This window comes from Lysobacter oryzae DSM 21044, from assembly GCF_059568595.1.
In genome coordinates, this window is record NZ_JCANTQ010000008.1 from 502,822 (window position 1) to 518,205 (window position 15,384).

The following is a 15,384-nucleotide window of genomic DNA, read 5'->3' on the forward strand; positions in this document are numbered from 1 at the left end:
CAATTCCCGCTCGCCTGAACCCTGCCCGTCGGACCGGTCCTGACCCGAGTCCGCGGTTTGCTGCAACCTGAGTTTTGCGATTTCGCCAACGCGATCCGCTCAGCCAGGGCTGTCAGCCGCGGGATCAGTCCCCCAAGCTGCCAAGGCGATCCCCGTGACCCAACCCGCAATCCTTGCACTCGAAGACGGAACGATCTTCGAGGGCATTTCCGCAGGCGCGCCCGGCCTTTCGGTCGGCGAGGTGGTGTTCAACACCGCCATCACCGGCTACCAGGAAATCCTCACGGATCCTTCCTACGCCCGCCAGATCGTCACGCTCACGTATCCGCACGTGGGCAACACCGGCATGACCGACCAGGACGACGAAGCACGCCAGGTGTGGGCGTCCGGCCTGATCGTCCGCAACGTGCCGCGTCGCCCGAGCAACTGGCGCAGCCAGGTGTCGATGCCGGAGTGGCTGGCCACGCGCGGCATCGTCGCGATTTCCGACATCGACACCCGCAAGCTCACGCGCCTGCTGCGCGACACCGGTGCGCAGAACGGCGCGGTGATGGCCGGCGAGATCGATGTGGAGAAAGCGCTGGATGCAGCGCGCAAGTTCCCCGGCCTGAAGGGCATGGACCTGGCGAAGGTCGTGACCACGCCGACCGCCTACGAATGGAGCGACGGCCAGCTCGACCTCGACAACAACGTGTTCGTCCACGCGGATCCGAAGTTCCACGTGGTCGCCTACGATTTTGGCGTCAAGCACAACATCCTGCGCATGCTCGCCGAGCGCGGCTGCCAGGTGAGCGTCGTGCCCGCGCAGACGCCCGCCGCCGACGTGCTGGCGATGAACCCCGATGGCGTGTTCCTCTCCAACGGTCCCGGCGATCCCGAGCCTTGCGACTACGCCATCGCGGCGATCCGGGAATTCGTCGACCGCAAGATCCCGACCTTCGGCATCTGCCTTGGCCACCAGTTGCTCGGACTGGCCACCGGCGCGAAGACGGTGAAGATGAAGTTCGGCCACCACGGCGCGAATCACCCGGTGCAGGACCTGGACGGCGGACGCGTGATGATCACCTCGCAGAACCACGGTTTCGCAGTTGACGAATCGACGCTGCCGGCAAACGTGCGGGTGACCCATCGTTCGCTGTTCGACGGCAGCAACCAGGGCATCGAGCTCACCGATGCGCCGGCCTTCAGCTTCCAGGGACATCCCGAAGCGAGCCCGGGACCCCACGACGTGGGGCCGCTGTTCGATCGCTTCGTCGCTTCGATGCAACAGGCGAAGTGAGGCAGGGAACTGCCAGTTCGACCCGCAAGCGCCTGTGGCGCCGCTTGTTCGTTGCTGCGGCTCTGCTGGGCGCGTATCCGGCTTTCGTTCTGGGCGCCACGTATTCGCAGTGGTTCAAGGCCGACCTGCCGGGCGGGCGCAATGGCCCGGCCGACGCCTACCGCCACACCCTGGCGAGCGCCATCGTCGCCTACACCCTGTCGCCTCGTTGCGTGGATTGGGTGACGGTCGTGATGGAGCACGACGGGAGAGGCCCCCCGGCCCGAGCGATGGACGCGCATAACAACCGGCTCGGCGCGCGCATCGGCGCGAATGCCCCGAGCTGGGACGCAATGCAGCGAGCGGTGCTTGCTGCGGTGAAGAGCGGCGCGATCGATGCCCGATCGCCCGACCAGATTACCTGGCGTGCGCCAAGCGCATGGCAGGACCGACTTTACTGAGGAAGCCATGCCCAAGCGCACCGACATCAAGACCGTAATGATCATCGGCGCCGGTCCGATCGTGATCGGCCAGGCCTGCGAGTTCGACTACTCCGGCGCCCAGGCATGCAAGGCCCTGCGCGACGAGGGTTACCGCGTGGTGCTGGTCAACAGCAATCCCGCGACGATCATGACCGACCCGAACATGGCCGACGCCGTGTACATCGAGCCGATCAACTGGCAGACGGTCGAGAAGATCATCGCCAAGGAAAAGCCCGATGCGTTGCTGCCGACGATGGGCGGCCAGACCGCGCTGAACTGCGCGCTGGACCTCGCCGACAACGGGGTGCTGGAAAAGTACAACGTCGAGCTGATCGGCGCGTCGCGTGAAGCCATCCGCATGGCCGAGGATCGCGAACTGTTCCGCATCGCAATGAAGGACATCGGCCTGGAATGCCCCAAGGCCGAAGTCGCCAGGACCTTCGAGCAGGCCGTCGAGATCCAGGCGAAGGTCGGCTATCCGACCATCATCCGTCCGAGCTTCACCCTCGGCGGCACCGGCGGCGGCATCGCCTACAACAAGGAGGAGTTCGAGGAGATCGCCAAGCGCGGCCTCGAGCTTTCGCCGGTGCACGAGATCCTGGTGGAGGAATCGGTGCTGGGCTGGAAGGAGTTCGAGATGGAAGTGGTCCGCGACCGGGCGGACAACTGCATCATCGTCTGCTCGATCGAGAACTTCGACGCGATGGGCGTGCACACCGGCGACTCGATCACCGTCGCCCCGGCGCAGACCCTGACCGACAAGGAGTACCAGCGCCTGCGCGACGCCTCGATCGCGGTGTTGCGCAAGATCGGCGTCGATACCGGCGGCTCCAACGTCCAGTTCGGCATCAATGCGACCAATGGCCGCGTGGTGGTCATCGAGATGAACCCGCGCGTGTCGCGCTCCTCGGCGCTGGCTTCCAAGGCGACGGGCTTCCCGATCGCGAAGGTCGCCGCCAAGCTCGCCGTGGGCTACACCCTGGACGAGTTGAAGAACGAGATCACCGGCGGCAAGACCCCGGCGTCGTTCGAACCGACGATCGACTACGTCGTCACCAAGATCCCGCGCTTCGCGTTCGAGAAGTTCCCGCAGGCCGATGCCCGACTGACCACCCAGATGAAGTCGGTGGGCGAGGTGATGGCGATGGGCCGCACCTTCCAGGAATCGCTGCAGAAGGCGCTGCGTGGCCTGGAAACCGGCAAGGTGGGTCTCGACCCGACTGGCTTGAACCTCGCCAGCGAGGAAGGCCTCACCATCCTCAGGCGCGAACTGAAGGAGCCGGGTCCGGAACGCATGTTCCATATCGGCGACGCCTTCCGTGCCGGCATGAGCGTGGAGGACGTGCACGCGTTGTCCTTCGTCGATCCGTGGTTCCTCGACCAGATCGAGGAGATCATCGCCACCGAGAAGGAAGTTGCCAGCGGCGGCCTGGGTTCGCTCGATGCCAAGCGCATGCGCGCCCTCAAGCGCATGGGCTTCTCCGATGCGCGCCTGGCCCAGTTGACCGGAACCGACGAGACCGCCGTGCGCACGCTGCGCCGCGCGCTCAAGGTGCGCCCGGTGTACAAGCGGGTGGACTCGTGTGCCGCGGAGTTCGCCACCAGCACCGCCTATCTGTACTCGACCTACGAGGACGAGTGCGAGGCGCAGCCGACCGACCGCAGGAAGATCGTCGTGCTCGGCGGCGGCCCCAACCGCATCGGCCAGGGCATCGAGTTCGACTACTGCTGCGTGCATGCCGCGCTTGCCCTGCGCGAGGACGGCTATGAAACGATCATGGTCAATTGCAACCCGGAGACCGTGTCGACCGACTACGACACCTCCGACCGCCTTTACTTCGAGCCGCTGACGCTGGAAGACGTGCTGGAGATCTGCGATCTCGAGAAGCCCGAGGGCGTGATCGTGCAGTACGGCGGGCAGACCCCTCTGAAGCTGGCGCGCGCGCTCGAAGCCAACGGCGTGCCGGTCATCGGCACCTCGCCGGATTCGATCGACCTGGCCGAGGACCGCGAGCGCTTCCAGAAGCTGGTGCAGGACCTGGGACTGGCCCAGCCGCTCAACCGCACCGCGCGTAATCCCGAGGAGGCCCTGCTGCTCGCGTCGCAGATCGGCTATCCCCTGGTGGTGCGGCCCAGTTACGTGCTCGGCGGCCGCGCGATGGAAATCGTGCACACCGATGCCGACCTGACCCGCTACATCCGCGACGCGGTGAAGGTTTCGAACGATTCACCGGTGCTGCTCGACCGCTTCCTGGACAATGCCGTGGAATGCGACGTCGACGTCATCGCCGACAAGGACGGCAACGTGCTGGTCGGCGGCGTCATGGAGCACATCGAAGAGGCGGGCGTGCATTCGGGCGACTCGTCGTGCTCGCTGCCGCCGTATTCGCTCTCCGCCGAAGTGCAGGACAAGCTGCGAGCTCAAGTGGTGGCACTGGCAAAGGCGCTGAACGTCGTCGGCCTGATGAACACCCAGTTCGCTGTCACCTTCGACGAACAGGGCCGGGACACCGTCTACCTGATCGAGGTGAACCCGCGCGCCTCGCGCACCGTCCCGTTCGTGTCCAAGGCCACCGGCATGCCGCTGGCCAAGATCGCGGCGCGTTGCATGGTCGGCCAGACGCTGGCGGAGCAGGGCGCGGTCAAGGAGATCATCCCGGAGTACTACTCGGTCAAGGAAGCGATCTTCCCGTTCGCCAAGTTCCAGGGCGTCGATCCGATTCTCGGGCCGGAGATGCGCTCCACCGGCGAGGTGATGGGCGTGGGCCGCAATTTCGGCGCGGCGATGGCGCGCGCGCAGGAGGCGGGTGGCATCAGGGCACTGCCGGCGAGAGGCAAGGTCTTCATCTCGGTGCGCGATCCGGACAAGCAGCGCGTGTTGCAGGTGGCGCAGGACCTGGTCAAGCGCGGCTATTCGCTGGTGGCCACGTCCGGCACGCATGCCTTCCTGGTTGCCAATGGCCTGGAATGCGAGCGCATCAACAAGGTGCTGGAAGGCCGCCCGCACATCGTCGACCTGATCAAGAACGGCGAGGTGGTCTACATCATCAACACCACGGAAGGACGCCAGGCGATCAACGATTCGTTCTCGATCCGTCGCGAGGCGCTGCAGCAGCGCGTGACCTACTCGACGACCGTGTCGGGTGCGCGTGCGCTGGTGAACTCGCTGGACTATCGCGGCACCGGCCCGGTCTGGTCGTTGCAGGAACTGCATGCGGAAGTGAACGGCGCTGCCTGAGATCCCGCCGTCATCCCCCGGCGCGCCGGGATGACGATTCGCGCGATCTGAGACAGAATCGGCCCCAGAAAGGCCGCCATACGCGTGGCCTGAATCGGACAAGAAGAAATGCGAGCTCCCATCACCATGAAAGGCGCGCAACGCCTGCGCGCCGAACTGGAAGAACTCAAGTCGGTCAAGCGCCCGGCCGTGATCAATGCGATCGCCGAAGCGCGTGCGCACGGCGACCTCAAGGAAAACGCCGAGTACCACGCCGCCCGCGAGCAGCAGGGCTTCATCGAAGGCCGCATCAAGCAGCTCGAGGCCGAGCTGTCCCACGCGCAGGTCATCGACGTGTCCTCGCTGAATGCCGGCTCGCGCGTCGTTTTTGGCGCAACCGTCGAGCTGGCCGATGCGGATACAGACGAGGAGAAGAAGTACCAGATCGTTGGCGACCTCGAGGCCGACATCAAGATGGGCCTGATCGCGATCTCTTCGCCGGTGGCGCGCGCACTGATCGGCAAGCATGAAGGCGACACGATCACGATCGATGCCCCGGGCGGCACCCGCGAGTACGAGATCGTCAGCGTCAGCTATCAGGGCTGAGATCGCCACGATGGCCTCGGCGATGTTGTTGCTGCCAAGCCGCGACAGTTTTGGCGGCCAGCGCCTGGCGCCCGGGGTCGCCAGGGCGCTTGGGCGTGGCGACCGCGAGGCGGTGGACGGCGCGCAGCGTGCCCGCATCTTCGACATCCTTCCGCGCGGCTGGCCCGCAGCTGCCGTGACGCGACAGCGCGATGCCGGCGACGCTGCCCTTGCCGCATGGCTCCGCGCCGATCCGGCGTACGTCCGCCCGGACATCAATGGCGCGCGCCTGCTCGCCTACGGGGAGGCGCTCGCGCTGTCGCGGGAGGAGGTGGACGAACTGTTGCGCCCGCTGCGACCCCTGTTCGGTGATGCGGGTTTCCCGATCGATGCTCCGACGCCGTCGCGCTGGTACCTGCGGTTGCCGCAACAGGCCCGGCTGCCTGCATTCAACGGCCCGGACGAAGCACTGGGCGCGGATCTCTTCGAACACCTGCCGGAAGGGCCCGAAGGCCGGCGCTGGCGCGCGTTGCTCAGCGAAGCGCAAGTGGTCCTGCACAACCATCCGGTGAACCAGAAGCGCATTTCTACCGGCAAGGCTCCGGTGAATTCGCTGTGGTTCTGGGGCGCAGGCGCGCTGCCGGACCACGTCACCGCGTCCTTTTCGGCGATCTTCAGCGACGACGACGCCGTGCAAGCCTTTGCCACACTGGCCAAGGCGACGGCAATGCCCTTGCCGCCGCGCTGGGGCGCTGGCGGAGGCGATCGCGTGTTCGACCTGCGCCATATGCGTGACCTGGCGCTGCTGCAGTCGCAGTGGGTGGAGCCGATGCTGCGCGACCTGCAGGCCGGCGCGCTCGGCGCGGCGTGGCTGGATTTCGCCGACGGCGCCCGGTTCGCGCTGCGTGCCCGCCAACGCTGGCGCTTCTGGCGCCGGCCGCTGCATTCGATCGCGGCATGAAGGCGATGCCCCGACTTGTCCGTCGCGCGGTCGCCGACGTCGACGGCTGGCCGGAGAGCTTCCCGGCACTGCTCGCGCGGCTGTATGCCGCGCGTGGCGCCTCGGGAATCGAGCAGGCGCAGCCGAAGCTGGCCAACCTGCTTCCACCGGACCTCCTCGACGGGATGGATGCCGCACTGGCCCTGCTGTCCGAGGCCATGGCCGGCGACCAGCACATCGTCGTGGTCGGCGATTTCGACTGCGACGGCGCCACGGCTTGTGCCGTCGGCGTGCGCGGCCTGCGCATGCTCGGCGCGAAACATGTGTCCTATGCCGTGCCCAACCGGATGGTGCACGGGTATGGCCTGTCGCCATCGCTTGTGGACGAGCTCGCGGCCCTGCGGCCCGACCTCGTGGTCACCGTCGATCATGGCATCGCCTGCCATGCCGGGATCGATGCGGCGAAGCAGCGTGGCTGGAAAGTGCTCGTCACCGACCACCACCTGCCAGGCGATTCGCTGCCGGCCGCAGATGCAATCGTGGATCCGAACCTGCGCGGCGACCGCTTTCCCAGCAAGGCGCTGGCGGGCGTGGGCGTGATGTTCTACGTGCTGCTGGCGTTGCGGAAGCAGCTGCGGGAGGCCGGGCACTATCCCGATGGCGCGCCGGACCTGTCGCAACTGCTCGACCTCGTCGCCGTCGGTACCGTCGCCGATCTGGTGCCGTTGGACGCCAACAATCGGGCCCTGGTCGGGGCGGGACTGCGCCGGCTGCGGGCCGGGCAGGGTTGCGCGGGTCTGCAAGCGCTGATCGAGGTCTCGCAACGCGACGCCGCGCGCCTGACTGCAGCCGACATCGGTTACGCCATCGGGCCGCGCATCAACGCCGCGGGGCGCCTGGAAGACATGGCGCTCGGGATCGAATGCCTGCTTACCGACGATCGGGCGCGGGCGCGCGACATCGCCGCCATGCTCAACGAAATCAACGGCGAGCGTCGCGCCGTGCAACAGCAGATGACCGAGGAAGCCGAGCGCGCCCTCGGTGCGCTGCCGGCGGACGCCGGCGGCAGCGACCGCGTTGCATTCTGCTTTTTCGACGCCGAATGGCATCCCGGCGTAGTCGGGCTGGTCGCGTCCAAGATGAAGGAGCGGCTGCACCGGCCGGTCATCGCATTCGCACCGGCCGAGCCCGGAAGCGACCGCCTGCGCGGTTCCGCCCGCTCGATTGCCGGCTTCCACATGCGCGACGCGCTCGCCGAGGTCGCAGCCCGTCATCCCGGGCTGATCGAGCGGTTCGGCGGCCATGCGATGGCGGCGGGTCTGTCGCTGCCGCTGGCGTGCTTGCCGGACTTCGAGCGGGCGTTCGCACAGTGCGCGGCGCGCGGACTGACACCCGAACTGTTGCAGGCGGAGATCCTCAGCGATGGCGAACTCGCGTCCGGCGAATTCGACCGCCGCCACGCCGAGCTGCTGCGCGACGCGGGCCCGTGGGGGCAGGGATTTCCCGAGCCCCAGTTCGATGGCGAGTTCGACGTGCTCGCGACCCGGGTCGTGGGCGAGCGCCACCTCAAGCTGGAGCTCGGGCATGCCGGCAGGCGCCTCAATGCGATCCATTTCGGCGGCTGGGAGGGCGTGGCGCCGACCGGGCGCGTGCGCGTCGCCTATCGCCTGGAGCCCGATGACTACCGGGGCGGCGATGCCGTCCAGCTGGTGATCGTGCACCGCGAGCCGGCCTGAGCCCGCAAGGCTCGGCCCGCTTGCTAGAATTCGCGGTCTTCACCGCAACAGCATCCATCGATGATCGAGCTCAATCCCGTCCGCCAGCGCATCGCCGACCTCCGTGGCCGGCTGGATGCGCTGAGGGGGTATCTTTGACTACGACCAGAAGGTCGAACGTCTCGAAGAAGTGAACCGGGAGCTGGAAAGCCCCGATATCTGGAACAACGCCGAGTACGCCCAGACCCTGGGCCGCGAACGCTCGCAACTTGAGAAAGTGGTCAACGGCATCCGCAGCCTCACCGAGGGCCTGGTGGGCGCGGGCGAACTGCTGGAACTGGCCGAAATGGAGGACGACGAGAGCACGGCGCTCGCCGTCGTCGACGACGTCGAACGCTACGCGAAAGACGTGGAGAAGCTGGAGTTCCAGCGCATGTTCTCCGGGAAGATGGATGCGTCCAACGCCTTCGTCGACATCCAGGCCGGCGCCGGCGGGACCGAAGCCCAGGACTGGGCCGAGATCCTGCTGCGCATGTACCTGCGCTGGTGCGAATCGCGCGGTTGGAAGACCGAACTGATGGAAGCCAGCGGCGGCGACGTCGCCGGCATCAAGTCGGCCACGCTGCGCGTGGAGGGCGACTTCGCCTACGGCTGGCTCAAGACCGAGACCGGCGTGCACCGCCTGGTGCGCAAGTCGCCGTTCGACTCCGACAACCGGCGGCACACGAGCTTCACTTCGGTGTTCGTGTCGCCCGAAGTCGACGACAACATCGACATCGACATCAATCCGGCGGATTTGAAGACCGACGTGTACCGCTCCTCGGGTGCCGGTGGCCAGCACGTGAACAAGACCGAATCCGCGGTGCGCATCACCCACGTCCCGACCGGCATCGTCGTGGCGTGCCAGACCGGCCGCAGCCAGCACCAGAACCGCGACAACGCGATGAAGATGCTCGCCGCGAAGCTGTACGAGCTGGAGATCCAGAAGCGCAACGCCGAGCGTGATGCGGTGGAAGCGACCAAGTCCGACATCGGCTGGGGCAGCCAGATCCGCAACTACGTGCTCGACCAGAGCCGCATCAAGGACCTGCGTACCGGCATCGAGCGCAGCGACACGCAGAAGGTGCTCGACGGCGACCTGGATGAGTTCGTCGAAGCGAGCTTGAAGGCGGGCCTCGAGGCCGGTTCCAAACGCAGTGACGCGGCCTAAGCCGCATTGGCCGCGCGAGCGGCGTTCACGGACCAGCCCTTCCTCCAGCAATCGCGCCCTGCGACATTCCTGACGACACGACGATGACCGACGACACGACCCTGCCGCCCGATGAGAACCACCTGATCGCCGAGCGCCGCGCCAAGCTCAAGGCGCTGCGCGAGCAGGGCGTGGCCTTCCCCAACGACTTCCGTCGTGCGGACTATGCGGGCGACCTGCAGCAGCAGTACGCCGACGCCGGGAAGTGGACCGCGGAAGCACTGGAATCCGGCGCGCCGCGCGTTGTCGTCGCCGGCCGCATCCTGCTCAAGCGCGTGATGGGCAAGGCCAGCTTCGTGCAGATCCAGGACGAATCGGGGCGCATCCAGCTGTTCCTGCAGGCCAACAACCTCGGCGACGCCTACGAGGCGTTCAAGGGCTGGGACGCCGGGGACATCGTCGGCGCCGAGGGCGTGCTTACGCGTACCAAAACCGGCGAGTTGTCGGTCCGCGCCGACCGCCTGCGCCTGCTCACCAAGTCGCTGCGTCCGTTGCCGGACAAGTTCCATGGCCTGGCCGACGTGGAACAGCGTTACCGGCAGCGCTACGTCGACCTGATCGTTTCGCCCGAGTCGCGCGACGTGTTCGTGAAGCGCTCCAAGATCATCCGCGCCATGCGCGCCTGGCTGGATGCGCGCCGCTTCCTCGAGGTCGAAACCCCGATGATGCATTACATCCCGGGTGGCGCCGCGGCCAAGCCATTCGTCACGCACCACAATGCGCTCGACCTGCAATTGTTCCTGCGCGTGGCGCCCGAGCTGTATCTCAAGCGACTCACCGTCGGCGGCCTGGAGCGCGTCTACGAGATCAACCGCAACTTCCGCAACGAGGGCGTGTCCACGCGCCACAATCCGGAATTCACCATGCTCGAACTGTACGAGGCCTACGCCACGTACAACGAGGTCATGGACTTGACGGAGAACCTCATCCGCGACGTGGCCCGCGAAGTATTGGGCACGACGGTCATGGAGTGGGACGGCGCCACCATCGACGTCGGCCCGGCCTTCCGCCGCTGGCGCCTGGACGAGGCCGTGCGCGAGAAGAACCCCGAGATCAGCGTCGCCGAATGCCGCGACCGGGAGGCATTGGCCCGGCATTGCGAGCGCCTGCGCATCCCGGTGAAGTCCGGCTACGGCTGGGGCAAGCTGCTCCTGGAGATTTTCGAGAAGACCGTCGAGGGCAAGCTGGAGCAGCCCACGTTCATCACCCACTACCCGGTGGAAGTGTCGCCGCTGGCCCGCGAGAGCGACAACGAGAAGGGCATTACCGACCGCTTCGAGCTGTTCATCAACGGCAAGGAGCTCGCCAATGGCTTCTCCGAGCTGAACGACCCCGAGGACCAGGCCGCGCGCTTCCAGGCGCAGGTCGAGGCGAAGGAAGGCGGGGACGACGAGGCCATGCATTACGACGCGGACTACATCCGTGCCCTCGAGGTCGGCCTGCCCCCAACCGGTGGGCTTGGCATCGGCATCGATCGCCTGGTGATGCTGATGACGGGTTCGGCATCCATCCGCGACGTACTGCTGTTCCCTTACATGCGCCCCGAGGCCTGAGGCCCGGCGGAGCGTTCACACGTAATCGGGCATGAATCCGGCCAACAGCGGATCATTGCGCACGGCCCGTGATGCCGCGCTATGCTCCCCGCAACAGCCAAGGATGAATGGCGCAGGCCACAAGGGGGAAGTTGCGTGGATGTCGTAATAGTCGATGACCAGACGTCGGCGCGCACGATGTTGCGCCACATCATCGAGGACATTGCTTCCGAGCTGCGGGTGCACGACTTCGGCGAGCCCGCAGCGGCCCTGGACTGGTGCGAATCCAACCAGCCCGACCTGCTGTTGCTCGACTACCGCATGCCGGGCATCGACGGGCTGGAGTTCGCGCGCCGGTTCCGCCGAGCGCCGCTGCACCGCGACATCCCGATCATCCTGGTCACCGTCGTCGGCGACGAGCCCATCCGCCAGGCCGCGCTCGATGCGGGCGTCATCGACTTCCTCGTCAAGCCGGTCCGGCCGCGTGAGCTGCGCGCGCGTTGCCGCAACCTGCTGCAGCTGCGGCAGCAGTCCGAAAACGTCAAGCAGCGCGCGATGTCGCTGGAGCAGCGCCTGCTAGCGAGCATGCACGAGGTCGAAGAGCGCGAGAGGGAAACACTCCACCGCCTGGCCCGTGCGATCGAATACCGCGATGCGGGCACGAGCGCATGGCTCGAGCGCATGTCGCATGTCGCTGGCCTGATCGCCGAACAGCTCGGCATGTCGGAGGACGAAGCGCGCCTGGTCGAAATGGCCGCGCCCCTCCACGACGTCGGCAAGATTGCGATTCCGGATTCCGTGCTGCTCAAGCCCGGTCCGCTGACCGAGGACGAGATCGCGGTGATGCGCCAGCACCCGCGTATCGGCCACGAACTGCTCAGTGGCAGCCAGAACCGCTTCATCCAAGCCGGTGCGGTGATCGCACTGCGCCATCACGAGCGTTACGACGGCAGCGGCTATCCCGACGGCCTGATCGGCGAGGAGATTCCGCTGGAGGCCCGGATCGTTGCGGTTGCCGACGTTTTCGATGCGCTGGTTTCACCGCGTCCCTACAAACACGCTTGGGAAATGGACGCGGCCCTGGGATACCTGTACTCGCAGCGCGGTCGGCTGTTCGATCCGCGCTGCGTGGATGCCCTCATGCGCAGCCGCGAGCGGCTGGAAGACATTTGCCAACGTTATTCGCGGGTATCCCGGCGTCCTGGCACGGAGTAGGCGATGTCGCACCTCCTGCAATTGCTGAAGGCACGCCTGTCCGGCCGCCCGGACAGCGAGCATGCGCAGGACATCATCCGCATAGTCATCACCGCGCTGTTCATCACCTACCTGGGCTGGCGCTACCTGTTCCTGGACAGCGATGACACGCTGCTCCAGACCTGGCTGATCCTGGTTGGCGAACTGGCGGTGGCGCTGGGGCTGCTCGTCGCGATCGTGATGCAGCCTGCCAGTTCCGATCCGCGGCGCTGGATCGGCATGCTCACCGACTACACGGCGATGGGCTGGATCATGTGCATCCAGGGCGAGCCGGCTTCGCCTCTGTACGCGGTGTACCTTTGGGTCACCATCGGCAACGGCATGCGTTACGGCCATCGCTACCTGCGAGCCGCCACGGCGCTCGCCACGGTGTCGTTCTTCCTCGTCATCCAGATCTCGCCGTATTGGCGGGGCAATCCGTACCTCTCCTGGGGCCTGCTGCTGGGGCTGACGGCAGTTCCGCTGTACTTCGATTCGCTGTTGCGGGCATTGACCAGCGCGGTCGACGACGCGCGCAAGGCCAACGAGGCCAAGAGCCGCTTCCTTGCGAACATGAGCCATGAGTTCCGGACGCCGCTCAATGGGCTGGCCGGCATGTCGGAGGTCCTGGCGACCACGCGGCTCGATACCGAACAGCGCGAGTGCGTGAACACCATCCAGGCCTCGACGCGCAGCCTGCTGGCCCTGGTAGAGGATGTGCTCGACATCTCGGCGATCGAAGCTGGCAAGCTCAAGCTCGACATCACCGAGTTCTCGGTGCGCGAAGTGGTCGGCAACATCGGGCTGATCCTCCTGCCGCAGGCGCGGGCGAAGCAACTGGCGTATCTGGCGGAAGTCGCCGACGACGTTCCGGACCCGGTGCTGGGGGATGCAGGGCATCTGCGCCAGGTGCTGCTGAACCTCGCTGGCAATGCGGTCAAGTTCACCGACCAGGGCTCCGTGCGCCTGGAGGCCGTGGTCATCGCGCGCACGGCCGAACAGGTCCGGTTGCGGTTTACGGTCAGCGACACCGGGATCGGCATACCCGAGTCGATGCGGCAGCGCTTGTTCGAGGCGTTCGAACAGGCCGATGCCGGATTGGCTCGCCGCTACGGCGGCACCGGGCTGGGAACGACCATCGCCAAGGGTCTGACCGAGGCGATGGGGGGCAGCATTGGATTCGAAAGCGTGGAGCAGCGCGGCACGCGCTTCTGGGTCGAGTTGCCGTTCGCAGTGCGGGTCGCTTCTGCACCGGCCGCCGAAGCGGAGCGCGGGGCGATCGAGCCGCCGGTTGCGTCGCCCAAGAACATCATCTCCTTCGGCGATCCCTTCCTGCGCCACAGGGCGCGCGTGCGCAGCCTCTCGGTCATCATCGCGGATGACCACGCCGCCAACCGCACCGTGCTGCAACGCTTGCTGGAAAAGGCCGGCCATCGGGTCACCAGTGTCGATGGCGGCGAAGCGGTGCTGGAAGCGGTTGCGGCGTTCGACTACGACGCGGTGATCGCGGATCTGCACATGCCGGACGTGAGCGGCCTGGACCTGCTGCGCCAGTTGCGCGTGATGCAGGCCGGAAGTCCGACGCGCACGCCGGTCCTGATTCTCAGCGCGGACGTCACGCCGGAGTCCATCCAGGCCTGCCAGCAGGCCGGGGCGCGTGCGTTCCTCTCCAAGCCCGTGGCCACCGCCAGGCTGCTGGACGTCCTGGCCGAGATCGCCGCCAACGGCCGCATCACCACGCCGGTTATCGCGGTGCGCGAAGATGCGCCGAACCCCGACGGCATCTTCGACAGTTCGGTGCTGGACGAACTCGATGCCCTGGGCATGGGCGAGGGGTTCGAACGCGAATTCATCGCCCAGTGCCTGCGGGACGCCGACGGTTGCCTGGCCGGGCTGACCAGCGCAGGCGAAGCCAAGGACTGGGAGCGCCAACGCGAACAGGCGCACGCGCTCAAGGGCGTCGCCAGCAACCTCGGCCTGATCAAGCTGGCGGCGGCGGGCGGCGAAATGATGCGGCTGCCGGACTGGCAGCTCGGTAACGAGTGGCGCAAACGGCGAGACGATATCGAGGGCATGCTGCAGCAAGGGCGTGCCGCACTCGATGACCGTCAGCGCGAACGCAGACAGCGTGACAGCGGCCAGGCGGAATAACCGCCTTCCCCATCAAGCCTGCCGACTGGCAGGCCCAAGCCCGGCGCGCGAGGCCGGGCCCGATTCCCCTCCGACCTTACCTGGCCGATCAGGCCATTGCGGCACTGCTGCGGCGTGTCTGCGCGCGGACCAGCCGATCCATCGTCCTGAGAGACTTGTCACCGAGCTGCAGCGCGGTATCCACCCAGATTTCAGTGATCCGCATCATCTCCTCGAGCGTTACCGATTGCGCGAAGGAGCGAACCTTGTGCATCGCGGCACGAGCATGCGGGGTGCGACGGTTCGCACGGATGACATCTTCGACGGCCTGCGCACCGCCGCCGCGCGGGGCGAGGATGTCGACGAGGCCCATCTTGTACATCTCTTCGCTGGAATACACGTTGCCTTCGAGCATCAGCTTTTCGGCCTGGTGCGGCGGTATCCGCTTGCACAGGAACGAGTAGGCGCCCATTCCCGGGAATAGGTCGAAGAGCACTTCGGGAAGGCCCATCAGCGCGCCTTCCTCGGCAATGATCGTGTGACAGCTCAATGCAGCCTCGAACCCGCCTCCCAAGGCATCGCCCTGGACGAGTGCAATGCTGTGGGCGCCCGCACCGAGCCCATCGTGGAAGGCGTGCACCCCGCGCACGCACTGGCGTGCGTAATCGAGCAGGCCCTGGCGGTCGCCGGCCCGGATCAGGCGGCAGAAGAGCTCCAGGTCGCCACCAAGGTTGAACGCGTCGCCGTCGGACGCCAGCACGATGTGCGGGACGGCTTCGGTCGAGGGGCCTCGGGCCCTGAGCCGGCCGCCCAGGCTGCGCTGGTAATCCAGGATGTCGTTCACGAGCTGGCTCGAGAAGCACGCCCGCTGTCCAGGAACAGCGTCCGCATGCATGTGGCACCAGTAAACATCGCGCCCGGGTTCTTCGATCACGCGCAGGGTGTGACCGGTATCTGGACGTGGGAACGGGTGAACGGCTGACATAGCAAATCCTCCGAAGGGGTGCCGCCCGGCCGGTCGCGCGTTTTTTGGACGGCAATGG

11 protein-coding genes are annotated in these 15,384 nt (G+C 66.6%); 10 read left to right on the forward strand and 1 reads right to left on the reverse strand.

Annotation, left to right across the window (positions count from 1 at the left end; genetic code table 11):
• Positions 1 to 154 precede the first annotated feature (154 nt).
• The 10 genes from carA to BP05_RS02650 all read left to right on the forward strand — a co-directional run bounded on the left by carA (position 155) and on the right by BP05_RS02650 (position 14,362).
• The gene (gene carA, locus BP05_RS02605; RefSeq protein ID WP_496360139.1) at positions 155 to 1,279 is read left to right on the forward strand and encodes a glutamine-hydrolyzing carbamoyl-phosphate synthase small subunit; all 1,125 of its coding nucleotides are present in this window, start codon (positions 155 to 157) and stop codon (positions 1,277 to 1,279) included.
• On the forward strand, positions 1,276 to 1,719 hold the full coding sequence (locus BP05_RS02610; protein ID WP_496360141.1) for a DUF6973 domain-containing protein: 444 nt from the start codon (positions 1,276 to 1,278) through the stop codon (positions 1,717 to 1,719). The genes carA and BP05_RS02610 overlap by 4 nt, the downstream gene beginning before the upstream one ends.
• Before the next feature lie 7 nt (positions 1,720 to 1,726).
• Complete coding sequence (gene carB / locus BP05_RS02615) at positions 1,727 to 4,978, forward strand: carbamoyl-phosphate synthase large subunit (protein ID WP_496360143.1); 3,252 nt, start codon at positions 1,727 to 1,729, stop codon at positions 4,976 to 4,978.
• A gap of 108 nt (positions 4,979 to 5,086) precedes the next feature.
• A complete protein-coding gene (greA, locus tag BP05_RS02620) occupies positions 5,087 to 5,563 on the forward strand; it encodes a transcription elongation factor GreA (RefSeq protein WP_496360145.1) in 477 nt (158 codons plus the stop codon).
• 10 nt (positions 5,564 to 5,573) lie between these two features.
• Positions 5,574 to 6,503: a phosphoglycerate mutase gene (locus BP05_RS02625; RefSeq protein ID WP_496360147.1), complete on the forward strand. Its 930-nt coding sequence runs from the start codon at positions 5,574 to 5,576 to the stop codon at positions 6,501 to 6,503.
• Positions 6,500 to 8,218: a single-stranded-DNA-specific exonuclease RecJ gene (gene recJ, locus BP05_RS02630; protein ID WP_496360149.1), complete on the forward strand. Its 1,719-nt coding sequence runs from the start codon at positions 6,500 to 6,502 to the stop codon at positions 8,216 to 8,218. Before BP05_RS02625 ends, recJ begins: the two co-directional genes overlap by 4 nt.
• A gap of 60 nt (positions 8,219 to 8,278) precedes the next feature.
• Positions 8,279 to 9,407 (forward strand): peptide chain release factor 2 gene (gene prfB / locus BP05_RS02635; protein ID WP_496360151.1). Its coding sequence is split into 2 segments (ribosomal slippage): positions 8,279 to 8,353 and positions 8,355 to 9,407, totalling 1,128 coding nucleotides; the frame shifts between segments, so codons are not numbered across the junction.
• Positions 9,408 to 9,490: 83 nt separating this feature from the next.
• Positions 9,491 to 10,999, forward strand: a complete 1,509-nt coding sequence (lysS, locus tag BP05_RS02640) for a lysine--tRNA ligase (protein WP_496360153.1) — start codon at positions 9,491 to 9,493, stop codon at positions 10,997 to 10,999.
• 81 nt (positions 11,000 to 11,080) lie between these two features.
• Entirely contained in the window at positions 11,081 to 12,193 is a 1,113-nt protein-coding gene (rpfG, locus tag BP05_RS02645; RefSeq protein WP_496360155.1) for a cyclic di-GMP phosphodiesterase response regulator RpfG, read from the forward strand.
• Positions 12,194 to 12,196: 3 nt separating this feature from the next.
• Positions 12,197 to 14,362 (forward strand): ATP-binding protein, encoded by a 2,166-nt coding sequence (locus tag BP05_RS02650; RefSeq protein ID WP_496360157.1) that lies wholly within the window; start codon positions 12,197 to 12,199, stop codon positions 14,360 to 14,362.
• Between the two features lie 88 nt (positions 14,363 to 14,450).
• Here the strand turns inward: BP05_RS02650 and BP05_RS02655 are convergent, their stop codons facing one another.
• Positions 14,451 to 15,326, reverse strand: a complete 876-nt coding sequence (locus BP05_RS02655) for a crotonase/enoyl-CoA hydratase family protein (RefSeq protein ID WP_496360159.1) — start codon at positions 15,324 to 15,326, stop codon at positions 14,451 to 14,453.
• Positions 15,327 to 15,384 lie beyond the last annotated feature (58 nt).

What these genes read in the sequence shown, in the direction of transcription:
- carB (WP_496360143.1), top strand. Translation starts at nt 1,727, where the DNA reads ATGCCCAAGCGCACCGACATCAAGACCGTAATGATCATCGGCGCCGGT.
- greA (WP_496360145.1), top strand. Translation starts at nt 5,087, where the DNA reads ATGCGAGCTCCCATCACCATGAAAGGCGCGCAACGCCTGCGCGCCGAA.
- BP05_RS02625 (WP_496360147.1), top strand. Translation starts at nt 5,574, where the DNA reads ATGGCCTCGGCGATGTTGTTGCTGCCAAGCCGCGACAGTTTTGGCGGC.
- recJ (WP_496360149.1), top strand. Translation starts at nt 6,500, where the DNA reads ATGAAGGCGATGCCCCGACTTGTCCGTCGCGCGGTCGCCGACGTCGAC.
- lysS (WP_496360153.1), top strand. Translation starts at nt 9,491, where the DNA reads ATGACCGACGACACGACCCTGCCGCCCGATGAGAACCACCTGATCGCC.
- rpfG (WP_496360155.1), top strand. Translation starts at nt 11,081, where the DNA reads ATGCTCCCCGCAACAGCCAAGGATGAATGGCGCAGGCCACAAGGGGGA.
- BP05_RS02650 (WP_496360157.1), top strand. Translation starts at nt 12,197, where the DNA reads ATGTCGCACCTCCTGCAATTGCTGAAGGCACGCCTGTCCGGCCGCCCG.
- BP05_RS02655 (WP_496360159.1), bottom strand. Translation starts at nt 15,326, where the DNA reads ATGTCAGCCGTTCACCCGTTCCCACGTCCAGATACCGGTCACACCCTG.